The following is a 17,517-nucleotide window of genomic DNA, read 5'->3' as shown; positions in this document are numbered from 1 at the left end:
AATGAAAAAATTACTGGCGTTGGGCCTGGGTTTGTTCGTGTTTATATCGTTGCAGGCTCAGGTAAAATCGGCATCCATTTTTACCGATAACATGGTGTTGCAGCAACAAAGCGAGGCGCCAATCTGGGGCTGGGACAAGGCAGGCTCAACGGTTACCGTTAACACCTCATGGAACAAAAAGAGTTACAAAGCTAAAGTAAATGCCAATGGCAAATGGCTTGTTAAAGTAAGCACCCCGGTTTACGGCGGCCCGTACACCGTTACTATCAGCGATGGTAATACCATCAAACTAAACAACGTGCTTATTGGCGAAGTTTGGCTTTGCACCGGGCAATCAAATATGGAGATCCCTATGAAGGGGTATAAAAGCCAACCAATAAGCGGTTCTGTTGATGCTATACTTAAATCATCTAACGCCAACATCCATATTTACACCGTTCCCCACTCATCAGTAACCGAAGTACAGGACAATAGCAAACCATCAGAATGGCATGTCGCCTCCCCCGAATTTGTCTCCAACTTTAGTGCTACAGGTTATTATTTCGGCAGATTATTAAATGAGGTACTTCATGTACCTATAGGTTTAATCAGCGATTGTTACGCAGGGTCAAGTGCCGAAGCCTGGATGGATCCCGATGGGTTGAAAGATTTTCCCGAGATCAAAATCCCGGCCAAAACAGACTCCATCAAAGCTGTATCACGCACGCCTACTACCCTGTTCAATGGTATGCTGAACCCGGTAATTGGTTACGGCATTAAAGGCTGCATCTGGTACCAGGGTGAATCGAACTACGACCGTCCCGATCAGTATGAGAAGCTATTCCCGACCCTGGTAAAACGCTGGCGCGAGCTTTGGCATCAAGGTGATTTCCCTTTTTATTATGTGCAGATAGCCCCGTATGATTATCCACAGCTTCCACCTTACAATAGCGGAGGTAAATACAATTCAGCCTATCTGCGCGATGCTCAACGGAAATCACTAAAAACGATACCTAACAGCGGTATGGCCGTTTCGCTTGATGTAGGCGAGCAGGCACTCATCCATCCTCCGCGCAAAGAACCTATCGGCACAAGGTTGGCTTACCTGGCGTTAGCTCAAACCTACGGCATTAAAGGCTTTGATTATGCGAGTCCGTTATATAAAGAAATGACGGTTGACGGCAACCGGGCTACCATCAAGTTTGAACATGCAGAAAATGGATTGACCTCATTCAACAAGCCCATTCAAAATTTTGAGATAGCCGGTAAAGACAAAATGTTCTATCCCGCCCAAGCCATGATATCGGGCAGTGTAATTATTGTATCTTCACCTTTGGTAAAAGAACCTGTGGCTGTACGATACGCCTTTAAAGATTTTGTTGTAGGCGATCTGTTCGGCACTAACGGGCTCCCCGTTTCCTCATTCAGAACCGACGACTGGTAATTATGAAAAAACTCCTGCTGCTCTGCTTCCTGTACTGTAATATCGCGTTAGCTCAAAACAAAAGCATCGAACAATACAATGAAGTGTGGAGCAGCCAAAGCCAAAACTCAGGCCAGTCGATGCCCTGCGGAGGCGGCGATATAGGGCTGAATGTATGGGTTGAAAAAGGCGAGCTGCTTTTTTATATCGCCCGGAGTGGCACCTTTGACGAAAATAATGCCATGCTCAAACCCGGCCGGGTAAGGATTAAACTATCGCCCAATCCTTTTGATGGCAACGATTTTAAACAGGAGCTCAAACTTCAAAATGGGTCGGTACTCATCAACGGAAAAAACGGCGATTTAAAAGCTGAAATAAAGCTTTGGGTTGATGTTTACCGCCCGGTGATCCACCTTAACATCAGCAGCAATAAAGCCATTAAAACCGAAGCTATTTTTGAAAACTGGCGTTATCGTGACCGGGAAGTGAAAGGTCTCGAAAAAAATGAAGGCTCATGGAAATTTGCCCCGCGCAATGATGTAAAAACGCTGAAGGATAATATCGCGTTTAAAGGCAATGCCATTCAATTCTGCCACCACAACCTTGATTCCACCATATTTGATGTTACGGTAAAGCAACAGGGGATGGATGGGGTTAAGGATCAGATGTACAATCCGCTTAAAAACTTAACCTTTGGCGGGTTGATGCAAGGCAAAAACCTGAAAGCAGCCGGGAATACCAAAGGCCAATACCTCAACACCGATTTTGAAGGCTGGAAACTGGAGAGCATTAAACCGGCAACCAACCAGGATATCGAGATCTATCTCAATACCCAACAAACTACATCTGTAAATGAATGGCAGCAAAGCCTTGAAAAGGTAGTTAAAGAAGCTGAAAGCAATAACAAAACCGCGTGGCAAAAAACAGCCGACTGGTGGAAACAGTATTGGGATAGAAGTTTTGTTTACATCAATACAGCTAAGCCCGACAATGATACCACAGCCTGGCAAACCGGTAAAAACTATCAGCTTTTCAGGTATATGCTGGGCTGCAATGCTTACGGGCAGGCACCCACTAAATTTAACGGCGGGTTGTTTACCTACGATCCCGTATTCGTCAATCCTCAATATGCTTTTACGCCCGATTTCCGCAACTGGGGCGGTGGCCTGATGACTGCCCAAAACCAGCGGCTGGTTTATTTCCCGATGCTCAAAAGCGGCGATATTGATATGATGAAACCGGAATTTGACTTTTATCTCCGTTCCCTTAAAAATGCCGAGCTACGCAGCAAGGTTTATTGGGGACACAATGGGGCCTGCTTTACCGAACAGGTGGAAAATTTCGGTCTGCCCAACAGCGCCGAGTATACCTGGAAGCGTCCTGCCGATTTTGACAAAGGGCTTGAGTACAACGCCTGGCTTGAATATACTTGGGACACGGTATTTGAGTTTTGCCTCATGATGCTGGAAACGGAACGGTATAAAGGCGATGACATCCACCAATATATTCCTTTTATTGAAAGCTGCTTAACCTTTTTCGACGAGCATTACCAATACCTCTCCCGCAAGCGCAGCGCCAAAGCATTGGACGGCAAGGGGCACCTTGTGCTCTATCCCGGCTCATCTGCCGAGACTTTCAAAATGGCCTATAACTCCAACTCAACCATCGCTGCCCTGCAAACCATCACCAAGCGGATGCTGGCCTTGCCGGATAGCTATATAAATAAAGAAGAGCGCATTAAACTGGAAAGCTTGCTGAAACGCATCCCTCCTATTTCGTTTGGCGAGGTTGATGGTCATAAAACCCTTACCCCGGCAAAATCATGGGAGCGGGTTAACAACGAGGAAAACACCCAATTTTACCCGGTGTTTCCATGGGGGATCTTCGGCTTGGGCAAACCCGGATTGGATATAGCTTTGAACACCTGGAAACTGGACACCCTTGTAGCCAAATTCAGGAGCGGTATAGGCTGGAAACAGGACAATATTTTTGCGGCCCGCTTAGGTCTTACCGGTGAGGCAGCCAAACTAACCACCTTCAAACTCAAAAACTCGGGCAGGCGTTTCCCGGCATTTTGGGGGCCGGGTTTCGACTGGACACCCGACCATAACTGGGGTGGCTCAGGCATGATCGGTCTGCAGGAAATGCTGATGCAGGTAGATGATAAAAAGATCCTGTTATTCCCCGCCTGGCCAAAGGACTGGGATGTGCATTTTAAACTTCATGCGCCTTATAATACCACTGTTGAGGCTACGCTGAAGGATGGGAAAGTAGTTGAGTTGAAAGTTTTGCCGGAGGAGAGGAAGAAGGATGTTGTGGTGATGTTGAGGCAATAAAAATTATGCACCACACCCACGCCGCCGCTCAGCTCCAGCCGAGTGGCTATTATCAGGGCGGCCTCCGGCCGCTGGGGTTAAACTTTGATTAAAAATAGCTTTTACCCTTACGCTACGGCGGCCAGAGGCCGTGTAATAGTTGCCACCCGGCTGGAGCCGAGCGGCGGCATTTTCTATTGCAACCTTTCGCCTGTCGCCTTTAACCTCAAAATCACCTATCCAGCGGCATCCATGTTTCCATGTCCACATGCCCACGGTTACCCCAGGCATAATATGGGATCAACCTGATATCAATAGCGTTTTGTTTGGGTGCCGATATTTCTTTATAAAGCTGGTTACTCCAATTATTTTCATCGCGAAGATCAGCTTTACCTATTAGGCTCATGATCTCGCTGTTATCTATCCGGATCATTTCGGGTTTAAGTTGATTGTTAGCGGATATCGCTACACTGAAAACCTTTTGCCCTTTAGCCAAATCTGCCGATTCGAGGCAATAAACCACCGGGCCGCGTTTTACCGCTACCTGGTTGCGGGTTTCCTCAACCAGCGGGTTTGCTTCCATCATAGTAACCGGCATTGGCAGGTCGAGATCAATTGTCATTCCTTTTCGCCAAACGGCGTTAACTTGCGTATAAGTTCCAGGCGTAGTATCTAACTGCGGCACCGGCTGACCTTCGAGTTTGATACTTGCGCCCTTACACCAGCCAGGGATCCTCAAAAATACCGAGAATGCTTTATTGCCCGGTACTTCATCAAACCTGATATGGATCTTCCCATCCCAGGGGTAATTTGTAGTTTGAGTCATTTTTACCGGGGTGCCATCTTTCAATTTGGCTGTGATGGTGTTGCTGCCGTACAGGTTAAACCATAGCCCTTTATCAGATGTACCGTAGGCATAATCGCTTACCTCAGCAATGGTTCGCACCACATTGGGCGGACAACAGTTAGAAAGTTTGATATACCCTATCCTATCCTTAGACCAACGCTGCTTAAAGGGCAAACTATCCGAATAAGCCAACGGATTGGTGTATAAAAAATTACGCCCGTTAAGACTAATCCCCGAAAGCACGCTGTTGTATAGCGCCAGTTCCATCACATCGGCATATTTGGCGTCGCCGGTTACCTGCAGCATGCGCCAGTTCCAGAGTACATTGCCTATGTTGGCGCAAGTTTCGTTGTGCGCTGTAAAACTTGGCAATTGGTAATCCCGCCCATAAGCCTGATGTACCTTTTGCACCTCGTTAGGATTGTAAGAAGTACCATCCGGCGAAACACCGTCATACAAGGCCCCGCAACCACCGGTAATGTACATTTTGCGGTTAACCACATCGTTCCACATTATGTTTAAAATATGCATCAGGGTTGTATCACCTGTTTCGGCATACACATCGGCAGCACCGGCGAAAAGATAATTGGCCCTCACCGCGTGCCCCGTCGCCTGTGTTTGCTGCCGGAAAGGTGTCCTGTCCTGGTTGTCGTCTGTACCATCCTTCATCAAACCCCGGATATCGATCAGGTTTTTGGCCAGCTCCAGGTATTTGGGATCTCGGGTAGTGCGGTACATCTCCACTACGCCCATATAATGCGAGGGGCAAATGGCATTTCGCGCCAACTCGGGCGAGGCCGTTTTATAAAACTTATAGAGATAGTCGGTTGCCTTAACAGCCACTTTCAACAAAGTAGTTTTGCCTGTAACCCGGTAATGAACGCAGGCGGCGGTCATCAGGTGACCAAGGTTATACGTTTCAAAATTAAGGCGATCGTTAAAAGCTTTTTCCTTGCCGCTGTTCTTCCGTTCTTCAATAAGGGTTGGCGTGTGGATATAGCCATCCGAGCGCTGCGCTTTGGCAATAACGGCTATCGTTTTATCCATTAGCGCATCCAGCTTAGGATCGTGTGTATTAGCATACATGCTGGCCACAGCCTCAAACAGTTTGTAAAAATCACCATCATGAAATGGCGGGCCTTCGTGCGAACCGGTGTCTAAACCGGCGGCTATTTCAAAGTTGCGGTAGGCATGACTGATCTTTGGATCGGTATAAACCCGCCACAGGTTAGGGATCATGGTATCACGGCAAACTTTGAACCTGTCGGCCCAAAAGCCGCCTGTCCACTGTACTGCGCCCATATCAAGGCTGCTTAGTTTGGCGTAACTGCTTTTACTGGTGTTTACCAGGGCTTTGTTTTGTGCAGATAGTTTTAATGTGCAGCTTAACAACAATGCTATTCCAATATATTTAAAAATCTTATTCATATCATTAAGGGATATAAGTGAGCAACTTCACGGGGCTTAACAAGCCGGCCGGCAACAATGAGCGCCCTTCCAAACGGTAAGGCGCATTTGTCCATGTAATACGTTTACTTTCGGGCAGGGCATGATCCCCCATCAGGCGGTTGGCCCAGGTGTTGGTTACTTTGATTACCAGTTTATTTTCGCCTGATTTGATGGCTTTGCTGAGATCTACCCGATACGGAAATGTCCAGGCTGTGCCGCAGTTGATACCATTCAAATACACTTCGGCCAGGTTGGCAACATTGCCCAGATCAAGATAGGTTTTGCTCCCAGTTTTTCCGGTAAACTGAAAGGTATGATTGTAGACCGCTGTTCCTGAATAGTACTTTATACTATCGTTGGCGTTGCGCGACCAATCATCACCTTTATCGAACATTACTGATTTCACAGGGCCGCCAAATTTAGGGTCGAACTGTACCTGCCAGTTTGTAAAAGTTTGAATACTTTTAAAGTGCCCCTGTTTATCTTCAGCGCTTTTTGCAATTGAAGAAGCTTTTCTAAAAACGATAAAAGCAGATCCATTGGCAGCTAAATCAAGACTGATATTTGTACGACCGGACTTGTTCACATTGCCCAACTGTTTTATCTCCCCTGTTAAAGGATCCCATAGTTCAGGAACTCGATCTGTTACTCTCAATGACAGTTTGATGGTTCGGTTTAAAGCCTGTTGATTTGAAATGAAATAAATATCAAAGCCATCAGCGCTACGATGTGTCCATGCAATATCTTTTGCCGTTTGATTAGCTGAATCCGTAGCTATCAGATCGCGGGAGAGGCCTACCTCATCAAACGTATCTTTTTGATATGGCCCTATGAGTAACTTTCCTGAAGAGCCTTTGGATAAAACAGCTTTCATCCGCTGATCGCCCAATAAAACGGTAGCACCATCATTTACCAATTGCAGAAGCTTTTTTATCACTTCTGCCGATAACTGCCATGGCTGAGGCGACATCTGGCTTACACCCGGTATTATCAGCATGGCATAACTTGCTCCGCCGGGCAAAATAATCCTGCCGTTTTTAACGGTAGCCAGGCGCAAAAGGGCATCTTTATTAAATGAATCATAGTTATATCCCCTCAGCGGGTCTATCCAGTTTTCGGGCAGCACCATATTTGCCGAGTGGCTTGCATCTTCAACCGAATTGATGATCGGTACACCTTTGTTGGCTAAGCGCTCCTTTTCCTGCTTCACACGTTCGGTGCCGAAGATACCGGGAAGGGTATTAACCAACCTGTCGGGCAAAATTGCGCGGCGTGGTGTTTCTTCGCCTGTAAAAACAGCGATATCGGCAACCGGATGCCCTTGTTGCAGCATAGCCTGGCAACGACTGATATAATCAAACCAGGCCTTGCCCGGCTTCCACCAGGTTTGATCTCGCTGAAAAAATAGGCCGATACCATCCAGTGTCATACCCGGCTTACGGTCAAGCCAGGGGTTATGCACATTTACGTGAAAAACATAACGATTGATGCCAAGGGCAAAATTGCGGTCGGCAGCTGTTTTAAGCATTCCGGGGTGCTCGTCCCATAATAACCGCAACTCTGTAAAAGCCTCGGCCTGGATAATATTTTTACCGTAGATGTGCCCGCCCGAAATGGCATCCAGCATATCATTGGGCTTATCATGCGTAGGGCTCCTGAACCAAAATTCCCCCATCGGAATATCAGCCTTTTGGTAATGCAGCATGCCATCGCTCATCATGGTTGGGGCAACGCTTTCGGCAGTAAATGTGCAACCTTTTTCGTGCGCCAGCTTAGCCATGGTACCGTAGAAATTATCTACCAATAACTCGGCTACAGTTTGCCTTACATCTGCCAGTATTTTTTCGGATTTTTCCGCGCTCTCCATCGGCACACCGGCCATTAGCGGCAGATATGGCAGCAGGTCATATCCCCTCCGCTTCTGAAATTCAGCAGCAAAAACCGGCGACCAATTCTGGCTCCCGCATTCCCAGCTATCTATGTGAAATATCTTTAACACCCGTTTAGCCAAATCCGGGCCAACCTGCTTTACAGCCTCACCAAACCAATTATCAAACTGTATTTTGGCAGCTTGGGGATTAAACTTGTCACACTCCAAACCGATGCCACCACCACCGGTAGCATTGGTATGCCCGGTAGAAGTGTGACCGATACGAATGATAGTCCATTTACCTGCGGGAGCCTGCCAGTTAAGTTTACCATCTACTCCTAATTTATCAGTAAGGTTGATTACCTTCTTTTTATCTACACAAAGATTAGCCGGTAATTGGGCATCTGTGGTTTGTTTACTTAGACGCCATACCTCGCCGGTTTTACTTTCATATTGATGGATCCGGGACTCGCCCAACAACTCAATGCCCGACAATTTCAGCGTCGGCTTCCATTTGGCAAAATCTAAATCCTCAGCTCCTGGCTCCGAACCTTCTTTATTATAAGTAAACCTGAAATATTTTGCCGTTGTTGGGGCGATGGCATTTGTGATCTCGGCATCTCCATCCTGCCAGCCATGACGTGGAGGCTCCAACCTGCCTAACGATCGATAATTTTTACCATCATCGCTTACCTCAAGCAACAACCTTTGCGACTGATAATTACTTGCCGAATTATGAATAACAAGAGAGCGACAGGTAAAGGGCTTTTCAAATTCAAGTTGCAGCCAGCAATGGTCGTTGCTGGTAAAGTTTTTGATATTTCCTTTTTCAGTGAGATATTGTACGTCGGTATTAGGCAAGCTGGCAGTTACCTTCGGATGCTCGTCGTAGCTACTCTGTCCCTCGCCGGGCAACGAAGGATAAGCCAATATTTCAATGTCTTTATAATAGCTTTTATAGTGCTTTGGAACAGGCAAAGTATCATGATAGGCTTTGCCGCCTTCAACCTCAATTTTTGACCATACCACTTTCTGCATGGAAAGCTCCGGTGTTATCCAGGGGCCACCAGCCAGTGCAAAACCATCGCTATCGTGTATGGCCAGTTTTAGGCCTATCCTATCCGCTTCCTGCATGGTAAATTTTACCATTGCCCACCACTCCGGGCTTAACTGATTAATTGATGGGGTAATAAACGGCGGATTAGCCGGGCCTTTGATGGGCATTAAATAAGCACCCGCTATTCCGGCCTGCTTCATAGCCTGCAGATCAGAAGTGATGCCCTCCCTGCTTACAGCACCCTGCATCCAGTACCAAAACACCCATGGTTTTGCCGATTCGGGCGGATGCAAAAATGCCTGCTTCAAACCATCGTCTAAGGGCGATGCTTTACGCTGTTGAGCTATCCCCGGTAAAAACAGGCAGCAAAAGCAAAATATAAAAACGTATTTCCTCATGGCTTCCTGTTAAATTTGATCTGATATGCGGTATTACTTGCCGCATCCGGTTTACCTTCGTAAGGTTTCAGGTAAAAACTATAGCTATAATTTTTGGCCGGGATCCGGTATTGCTCCAACGGCTCTGCCACTTCCGACCAGCTATCGTTACCTCCTACGCCCATCTGTACCAGATCGATATTCAACAGGATAAAACCGGCATCTTTTAACTTGTTGGTGTGCTTCGCCTTTTGAATGTTTTCTTCTGTATAAGGCCAGGCACTCATGCTCAGCAGGCTATCCGCGGTGATCAGCAAGCCCCCAGTTTTATGGTGCAGCAGCATCCACCGGACATCGGTGCGGTTACCGTTTTCCTGCGGAACTACATAAGGTTCCATGAATTGGCTGATGGTTTGTGAATAGATACCTGCCTCCGAACCTGCACGCCTGTCGATATAGTTTTCATAGGGGCCCCGGCCATAATAGCTGATATTGCTATCGGCCTGCGCAATGCCCATTTGCATGCCAACCTTAGGCAGGTTTGGCAAACCCGGTTTAACATCAAGAGCATAAGCAACATTCAGTAAACCATCGCCCCGAATAGTGTAGTTCACTTGCACCGAAGCGCTATCGTTAAGCATTGAATAAAGGCTTGTAATTACAACCGCACCATCTTCAGTTTTTTGACTCGAGAGTTTTTTCAAAACAGGTGACGCTTTAAACCATGCTGCAAGTTTCTTTTCCATTTTCCAGCCACGATGATCGTTATCTGTAACCGGGCGGGTAAAGTGAGGCAATAGAGGAGCAAATACCTGCTGATTACCTTTGTACACGTACGAGGTTAAAGCGCCATTTGTTTTGCTGATGCCTATCTCAAAATCTTTTCCGCTGATGTGGTAAGCCTTGTCATCTTCGGATAGTTTGGTTTCCGGATAATGCTTGGCATCCACATTTGTAGTTGATGTTTTAGGCTGGGTTAGCTGAATTTGGTCGCTTGCTATTTCATAGCCTTTGCTGGCCCAGGGCTCATCTTCGGCAAGGGCAAAATGAATATCGGCCAGGTATTCGTGATTGGGTTTTAAACCAGGCAGGTATTGTTTAATGCTGATGGTTGTATCGTGCCCGGCTGCAAGTTTGATACGGGGAATTTGTTTTTTCAGGATGATCTCTCCGTCTTCTCTTAATTGCAGGGTAACGTCATAATCGCCCAGTGAAGCTACGCTATGCCAGTTTTTGATGTGGATAGTTGCTTTATCGGCATCAACCAGTTCACAAACCGCAGGTTGAAAAACATGCTTGCATTCGTAAATGGCAGGTTTCGGGCGACCGTCGGATGCTACGATACCTTTGATGGTAAAATTATCAAAATAGCGTTCGCCATAATCACCGCCATAGGCATAGTATGCCTTACCTGTCGAATCATGTTTTAATAGTCCCTGGTCTTTAAACTCCCATATAGCCCCTCCAATAACCCTTTTGGTCGATCGCCATTGATCCCAAAACTCCTTTAGGTTTCCATTGGAGTTGCCCATCGCGTGCGAATACTCTACAAAAAATATCGGGCGGTTATCGCCATTCTGCTGATTGGCCAGCAAGGGAGCTGTATAAATGCCGGGGTACATCCGGCTTACAATATCTACATAAGGCTGATCTATAGGATTCTGTAACCTGTGCGAATGATCATTAGTTTTTGGATAGCGCGGATCGGTTGGGTCGACATAACCTTCGGCCTGTGGTGTGCCTTGCGCCGGCTCATAATGAACCGGACGGGTGATATCAAAATCATGAATCCAACCGGCCATTGCCGCATGGTTTGGCCCTCTGCCGGCCTCGTTACCCAAACTCCAGATAATCACACTCGGGTGGTTTTTATCACGCATTACCATGCGGGTAGCCCTGTCGAGGTAAGCGCCGGTCCACATGGGGTCATTACTAAGCTTTGAACCCAAACCATGGGTTTCAAGATTGGCTTCGTCGATAACGAATATGCCATACTCATCGCACAGATCATACAAATACGGATCCATCGGGTAATGACTGGTGCGGATGCAGTTAAAATTGAAACGTTTAATGGTGCGCACGTCGTTGAGAATATCTTCGCGCGATAATGCTTTTCCTTTTGCGGGATCATGATCGGGCCGGTTTACGCCGTACAGGTAGGTTACTTTACCATTGATCAGCAGCTTGCTGTCTTCTTTGCTAAATTCAATACTCCTGATCCCCACTTTGCAACTTTTAACCTCCACGGTTTGGCCCACGCTGTCGACTAATGATAAAGTAAGTGTGTACAGGTTAGGCTTTTCATCGCTCCATTTTTCCGGGTTTTTCAGGGTGGTTTCGAGCAAGCCGAATTTTACGTTATCCAATCGCGGGTAGATTTCGTTGATGATACTTTCAACGCTCCGCTCCAACGGTTTTTGTAATACTTCGTTGTTGTTTTTATCGAAAAGCCTTGCTTCAATTTTATATCCGGGCACAGCCTTGCCTGTGAGGTTTTCGATCCGTGGGCGGATGCTGAAAACGGCATCTTTGTATTGCTTATCCAGTTTGGCCTGCCATTGAAAATCGGCTATCCGCAATTTAGGTTCAGCCAAAAGCATTACCTCGCGGTGGATCCCGCTCATACGCCACTGGTCCTGATCTTCCAAAAAATAACCATCGCTCCAGCGGATCACCTGTACCGATACCACGTTTTCGCCAGCCTGCAGGTATGGGGTAATATTAAACTCCGATGGTAAAAAGCTGTCCTCCCCATAACCCAAAAACATACCGTTGAGCCAAACCTTAAAACCAGAGCTTATCCCGCCAAAATGCAGGGTAAGGTTCATGTCCTTCCAGTTGGCTGGCAGGGTAAACGTACGCTGATAACTGCCAACGCCATTATAATCCTGCGGCACATGAGGCGGGTTAACCGGGCGGAACGGGTAAACCGCACTTTTATAAATGGGTTTATCATAACCCTGCATCTCAATGCTTGAGGGAACGATGATCTTTTTCCAACCGCTTACCCGGCTTTTATAAAAATCTTTCGGCGCATCGGCCGGTTTAGCAGCGTAGCTAAAATCCCAATAACCATTCAGGGACAACATCCTGCCTGATTTTTCCCTATCGCCAGCCAATGCATCTTTGATACTGCTGTATGAATATGCCGTAGCGCGTGCCGCATCCCGGTTTATGCCATCAACCAAAGGATTTTCCCAAGGTTCGGCATCATAAACCGTAGGCACGTTAGGGATGGGCACGGGCGTTTTATCAACCAGTTGCGCGTAAAGCCCTGTTGATGAAAATGCTGTTAAAAGCAGGATAGATAAGAGCCGTTTCATCATTTTTTTGCGCTATAGTTTATGGTGTACTGTTTTTGTTTTTGGATGGTAAGTTCATAGGTTCCGTTTCCTTTAGCGGTTATTTCACCCTCCTTACAAACCGGTTTGGAGGTGCTGGTAAATCGCAACAGGCCAGTTCCGGTATTGCTGCTCACTTTAATTTGTTTGGTACTGCATGATACCTTGATATCCCCATCAACAGTTGGCACGCTGCCTTCCATCCATTGCAGACCACCCAATTTAGGCTCGATCACATATTGCTGATAGCCCGGCGCAGTTGGTTTTACGCCGAGATAATATTTACCCAACAGGTATATCGGGCTGGCGCCCCAAGCATGGCAAAGGCTTTTACCAAACGGACGTCCGTACATGGCATAGCGGTCGGCACCCGTTTTGGATGGATTGTATTCTTCCCAAAATGAGGTAGCGCCCAAATTGAGCATGCCTCCCCAGTAGTCCTTCATTTCTTTAAGCACATAGCTTTGCTCACCCATGGCGCAAAGGGCTTCCAGTTCGTAAAAGCGCATGTAGGGCGTAGTTATCTTCTGGATGTTATCATTCAGCAGTACATATTTTTTTATTTCCTGCTGCTGGCCGGGATTGAGGTAGTTAAAAAATATCGAGAACATATTAGTATAGCGGGTTACATTATCGCTTTGCTTGCCATCAACCAGGCTGTGCACAAAAGCGTGTTTATCACTATTCCAATACAGGGAGAAGATCTTTGATTTCAAGTCGGCCGACAGTTTCTGGTACTGCTCATTGCCTGCTTTGTCATCCATGATATTGGCGCAAAGGGCCATGGTTTCGAGGCTGCGGCAAAGTAGCAACTGTTCAAAGCTTACCTCTCCTTTTTTGCTGAGTTTATCGGCCCAGTCAATAAATACCCAATCGCCGGGGAGGCCTTCCATCAGGCCATTTTTATCGCGGCGTTGCAGGCAGTAGCTCATCAGGCTTTGCATGCGGGGATACATCTGTTTAATGAAACTCTTATCACCGGTGTACTGGTAGTAATCATAAATACCCATGAACCAGTAAAAAGTGTAATCCATAATGGTATTGATATGGCTGGTTACGGGGTCTTTACCACGCAACGCATACAAGGTGCGGGTAACCGTTGGCGAATCAAAGTACAGGTAATAATTCATCAAATAACTTTGATAAGCATCGCCCGACCAGATCCACCTGTCACGCTTGATGCCGTCGATAAAAAACTCGCGGGTATTCAGGTGCAGGGTATAAGCCGAAACATCCCAGATCTTATTAACCAGTTCATCGGAACATTTGAAACCGCCACGCTGCTCAACCGGCGAATATTCGTAAAGCATCGAAACATCATCGGCATTAACATGATCATCAAACAATACATTGATATAACGGAAAGCACGCGAACCCTCCATGGTATAATCAGTTTTTTGCGGCTGATCAATATAAACGCTATCCAACAGTTCGCAAGCGCTTAGGGATAAAGCTTCTTCTTTTGATTCACCGTAGCAGAGTTTAATATTGCCCTTGCCTTTTAAGCCGATAAGCTTGGCGTAACCAAATGTTTCTTTTCCAAAATCAACCAAAATGGAATGTTCCTTCCGCTCGGTTTTTTCCGGCTTATGTTCCTCTGTGGGTAGGCGGAATGCTGAGGGCAGCTTATCTGCCGAGTCAAAATTCCAGTTGCCGGCATTTACATATTTTGTGGCCGAGATATCTGAGGTTTTCCCCGATTCGTCAATCCATTCCTTGTCCTCATAAGTTACCAGCCATGAAGTATCTGACACCAGTTGCTGCCCCTTAACAAATATAGAAGGGGCAGCAGCCTGGTTATAGACTTTGAGACTAAGCCTGTGCCTGCCAGCCGGCACATGGATATTTTTAGGGTACCCCGCCAATGCCTTACCATCAAGCTTTACATTGTATTGCCCTTCAACAGCCAGTTCAACGGTTTCTGGATTGGCAAGCATAAAATCCTTATGAAAATCAACCAGTACATAATGGCTGTCCAGTTTCCAGAATGGCGGAAAGAAAGCACCTCGCTCGGTGCGTCGGTTTTGCATCCGGTTGCTCAGCCACACTTCATAATCGCCGGGATACCAGATCCAGGTAGCCTTTTGCGCTTTTGCCATATCAGCCAAAAACATGAAGCTTAACAACATGATGAAAACATGAAGCCTGTTAAATTTTACATGGGTAGATATTTTATGCATTTTAATGTCCGTTGAAAATGAGGTATAAAGCGATCATAATTATAGTGAGGAGTCCCCAGGCAATCTTCACGCGTTTAGTAGACTTTAAAGTGTGTTCCATTTCAGATTCCGTTGCAACGTAAACGGCAGGTGTTTTATCAAGCAGCGAAATAAACACGGCAGATGCCGCCAGGAACACAAATATGAAAAACGACAGCATCAGGTAATGCGGCCAAAAGCTATACTTATCGGGCGGTAATACCCACAGGTACACCACACCAGTCCCCAAACTAAAAGCCGAACCTGCCGAAAGGATGATATTTACCGCTTTGCGGGTAGTGCGTTTCCAATAAACAGTAAGGAGGAAAACTACAGCCAGCGGCGGCGCAATAAAGCCCAATACCGATTGAAATACGTCGAACAAATTAAGCCCTTTGATACTGTCGATAGCCAGCGCCATGCCTATGGCAAACAGGCATCCACCAATTACCGTGTAGCGCCCTACCCTGATGAGGTCTTTGTTAGTAGCATTAGGATTGATCTTTTCAGCATAAATGTCCATGGTGAACACCGTACTCAGTGAGTTGAGCGAAGAGCCGACGGTACCTATCAGAACGGCAATCAACACTACAATAACCAGCCCGTTCATCCCCGGAGGGAAAAGATTGGTAACCATAGTCATGTAAGCTAATGCCGGATCGCTCAGATGCGGGAACAGGATAAAACACAAAATTCCGGTGAGGATAAACAAGGGCAGCGATAATATTTTGAGCCACCCAATAAAGTTAACACCAAGTTGCCCCTGCTCCAGGTTTTTAGCACCCAATACCGATTGCACCATAGCCTGATCTGTACAGAAAAAAGCGACAGCCGATACCGGGTAGCCCAGCAAAATTGCATACCATGGATATTTAACATCGCTGGCCGGATGGATAAGGTTCCAGTAATTTGCGGGCGTTTGATGAAAAACTGCCGACAACCCACCTGCTTTGCTTACGCCCAAAACAGTCAGCGTTAATGATACGCCGATAAGCAGCAGCATCTGGAAAACGTTTACTTTGGCAATAGCTTTTAGGCCACCGGTAAACGCGAATAAACCCGCGAAAGATACCAGCACAATAACCGATTGCCACATGGGAATACCCAATATCTGCCTCACTAAAAAGCCGCCTGCAAACAGGCCCAATGAAAGCCAGGAGATCAGCATTTTGATGAGGGCATACCAGGCCAGGATATTACGGGTTGAATCTCCGTAACGGTTCCCCATAAACTCGGGCATGGTTGATACTTTTGCAGCAATATATTTTGGCGCAAATACCAATGCCAGCAGCATCAGAAAAACAAAAGCATACCAGTCGAAATTAACGGCAACTATGCCCGTGCTGTAACCTATACTGGCAAAGGCCAGCAACATGGAAGGTCCCACATTGGTGCCCCACATATTGAAGCCAATGCTCGCCCAACCCAATGATTTATTGGCGAGGAAAAGCGTTTCGTCTGTTTTGTTTTTATTACTAAAGCTGGCGCGAAACCCGATTATCATCAAGACAATCAGGTACACAGCCACCACCGAGTAATCCAGCAGCGTAAGGCGCGATACGATATTGCTCATGCCTAATATCATGCGCTTAACTCATTTACCGTTAAATTAAACTCAGTAAGAATGTCATCAACCTTTACAGGCTTACCAGTTTGCAATGATCTGTCCATAGCCTGAAGCAGGGCAATAGTGCCTATCCCTTCCTTAATATCAGGGTAAGCGGTATAGCCTTCGGTGATGCTATCCGCAAAGTATTCGAGGTAATTTTGATACTCCCCGGCGTGGTGGCTTTTGCCCTCAAACCTGAAGTAGTGTTTCAGCTTATGCTCCCAGGTAATGATCCGTTCTTCGCCGGTATTATCGGTGATGGCATAGCGCAGGTCCATATAATCGCCCTGACTGCAACCCTCGGTACCGCGTAAAATGCAACTCATTTCGCTGTCGCGGGTAACGGGTTGCACCGGACCGGTATAACAACCACTTACCCGGGCAATGCGGCCGTCCTTAGCTTTGAAAATAAAATGCATGGTATCCGGATTCTTCAAACCACCTTTGGCGCCGTTAGCGCTCAGCATACCGTAGCCCATTACCTCTTCAATCTCCGGCAAATACCAGCGAATAAAATCAACCGGGTGACTTAAGCCACCGTACAGCCATTTAAAAGCTTGTTGTAATGACCATGGCTTCTCTAAAAACCAACGATGATCGGCATGGTAATAAGCCTCAACCGTGATCAAATCCCCTATCAAACCTGCCTCATAATCTTTACGCTGCTTTTTCATCGGTTCAAAAAAGCGCGAACTCTGACCTACAAATACTTTTTTGCCGCTTTGCTCAACCAATTCAAGCAGCTCGGCAGCTTTGCTCAAATCATCGATAAATGGTTTGGTACATACTACATGTTTACCATGCAGCAGAGCCTGTTTAACATGTTCGGCATGCAAGTGATCGGGTGTGTAAATGGCAATGATATCTATTTCGGCATCATCGAGCATGTCCTGGTAGCTGGTGGTGTATTGATGAAAGTTAAACTCCTCCGCGCGGTGTTTGCACATTTCAATATTCATATCGCATACCATTTTTAGTTCAAGCTTTTCACTTTTCAATACTGCCGACATGGTACTGCGCCCTTCGCCTAATCCTAATATTCCTATTTTCAT

The 17,517-nt window shown here is 46.5% G+C and carries 8 protein-coding genes; 2 read left to right on the top strand and 6 right to left on the bottom strand.

Features of this window, described 5'->3' with window-relative positions:
• Nucleotide 1 precedes the first annotated feature (1 nt).
• Both FHW88_RS02835 and FHW88_RS02830 read left to right on the top strand, forming a co-directional pair.
• The gene (locus tag FHW88_RS02835) at nt 2-1,423 is read left to right on the top strand and encodes a sialate O-acetylesterase (RefSeq protein WP_176623007.1); all 1,422 of its coding nucleotides are present in this window, start codon (nt 2-4) and stop codon (nt 1,421-1,423) included.
• 2 nt (nt 1,424-1,425) lie between these two features.
• Nucleotides 1,426-3,738, top strand: a complete 2,313-nt coding sequence (locus tag FHW88_RS02830; RefSeq protein WP_176623005.1) for a DUF5703 domain-containing protein — start codon at nt 1,426-1,428, stop codon at nt 3,736-3,738.
• A 211-nt stretch (nt 3,739-3,949) separates the two neighbouring features.
• On the opposite strand, the gene FHW88_RS02825 is transcribed toward FHW88_RS02830, so the two are convergent.
• The 6 genes from FHW88_RS02825 to FHW88_RS02800 are packed head-to-tail and all read right to left on the bottom strand — an operon-like array spanning nt 3,950 to nt 17,517.
• Nucleotides 3,950-5,992: a glycoside hydrolase family 127 protein gene (locus FHW88_RS02825; RefSeq protein WP_176623003.1), complete on the bottom strand. Its 2,043-nt coding sequence runs from the start codon at nt 5,990-5,992 to the stop codon at nt 3,950-3,952.
• A 4-nt stretch (nt 5,993-5,996) separates the two neighbouring features.
• On the bottom strand, nt 5,997-9,338 hold the full coding sequence (locus FHW88_RS02820; RefSeq protein WP_176623001.1) for a glycosyl hydrolase: 3,342 nt from the start codon (nt 9,336-9,338) through the stop codon (nt 5,997-5,999).
• The gene (locus FHW88_RS02815) at nt 9,335-12,643 is read right to left on the bottom strand and encodes a glycoside hydrolase family 2 TIM barrel-domain containing protein (RefSeq protein WP_218117119.1); all 3,309 of its coding nucleotides are present in this window, start codon (nt 12,641-12,643) and stop codon (nt 9,335-9,337) included. Before FHW88_RS02815 ends, FHW88_RS02820 begins: the two co-directional genes overlap by 4 nt.
• Nucleotides 12,640-14,838, bottom strand: a complete 2,199-nt coding sequence (locus tag FHW88_RS02810; protein ID WP_218117118.1) for an alpha-L-rhamnosidase C-terminal domain-containing protein — start codon at nt 14,836-14,838, stop codon at nt 12,640-12,642. Before FHW88_RS02810 ends, FHW88_RS02815 begins: the two co-directional genes overlap by 4 nt.
• 1 nt (nt 14,839) lies before the next feature.
• Nucleotides 14,840-16,429 carry a sodium:solute symporter family transporter gene (locus FHW88_RS02805; RefSeq protein WP_176622999.1) on the bottom strand — a complete coding sequence of 530 codons (1,590 nt, stop codon included), beginning with the start codon at nt 16,427-16,429 and terminating at the stop codon, nt 14,840-14,842.
• An 8-nt stretch (nt 16,430-16,437) separates the two neighbouring features.
• Nucleotides 16,438-17,517, bottom strand: coding sequence for a Gfo/Idh/MocA family protein (locus FHW88_RS02800; RefSeq protein WP_176622997.1), 1,080 nt, complete (start codon nt 17,515-17,517; stop codon nt 16,438-16,440).

The sequence above is a fragment of the Mucilaginibacter sp. SG538B genome (genome assembly GCF_013376065.1).
Taxonomy (GTDB): domain Bacteria; phylum Bacteroidota; class Bacteroidia; order Sphingobacteriales; family Sphingobacteriaceae; genus Mucilaginibacter; species Mucilaginibacter rubeus.
The sequence above is the reverse complement of the archived record's forward strand: the minus strand, read 5'-3'. Positions and strand labels throughout refer to the sequence as shown.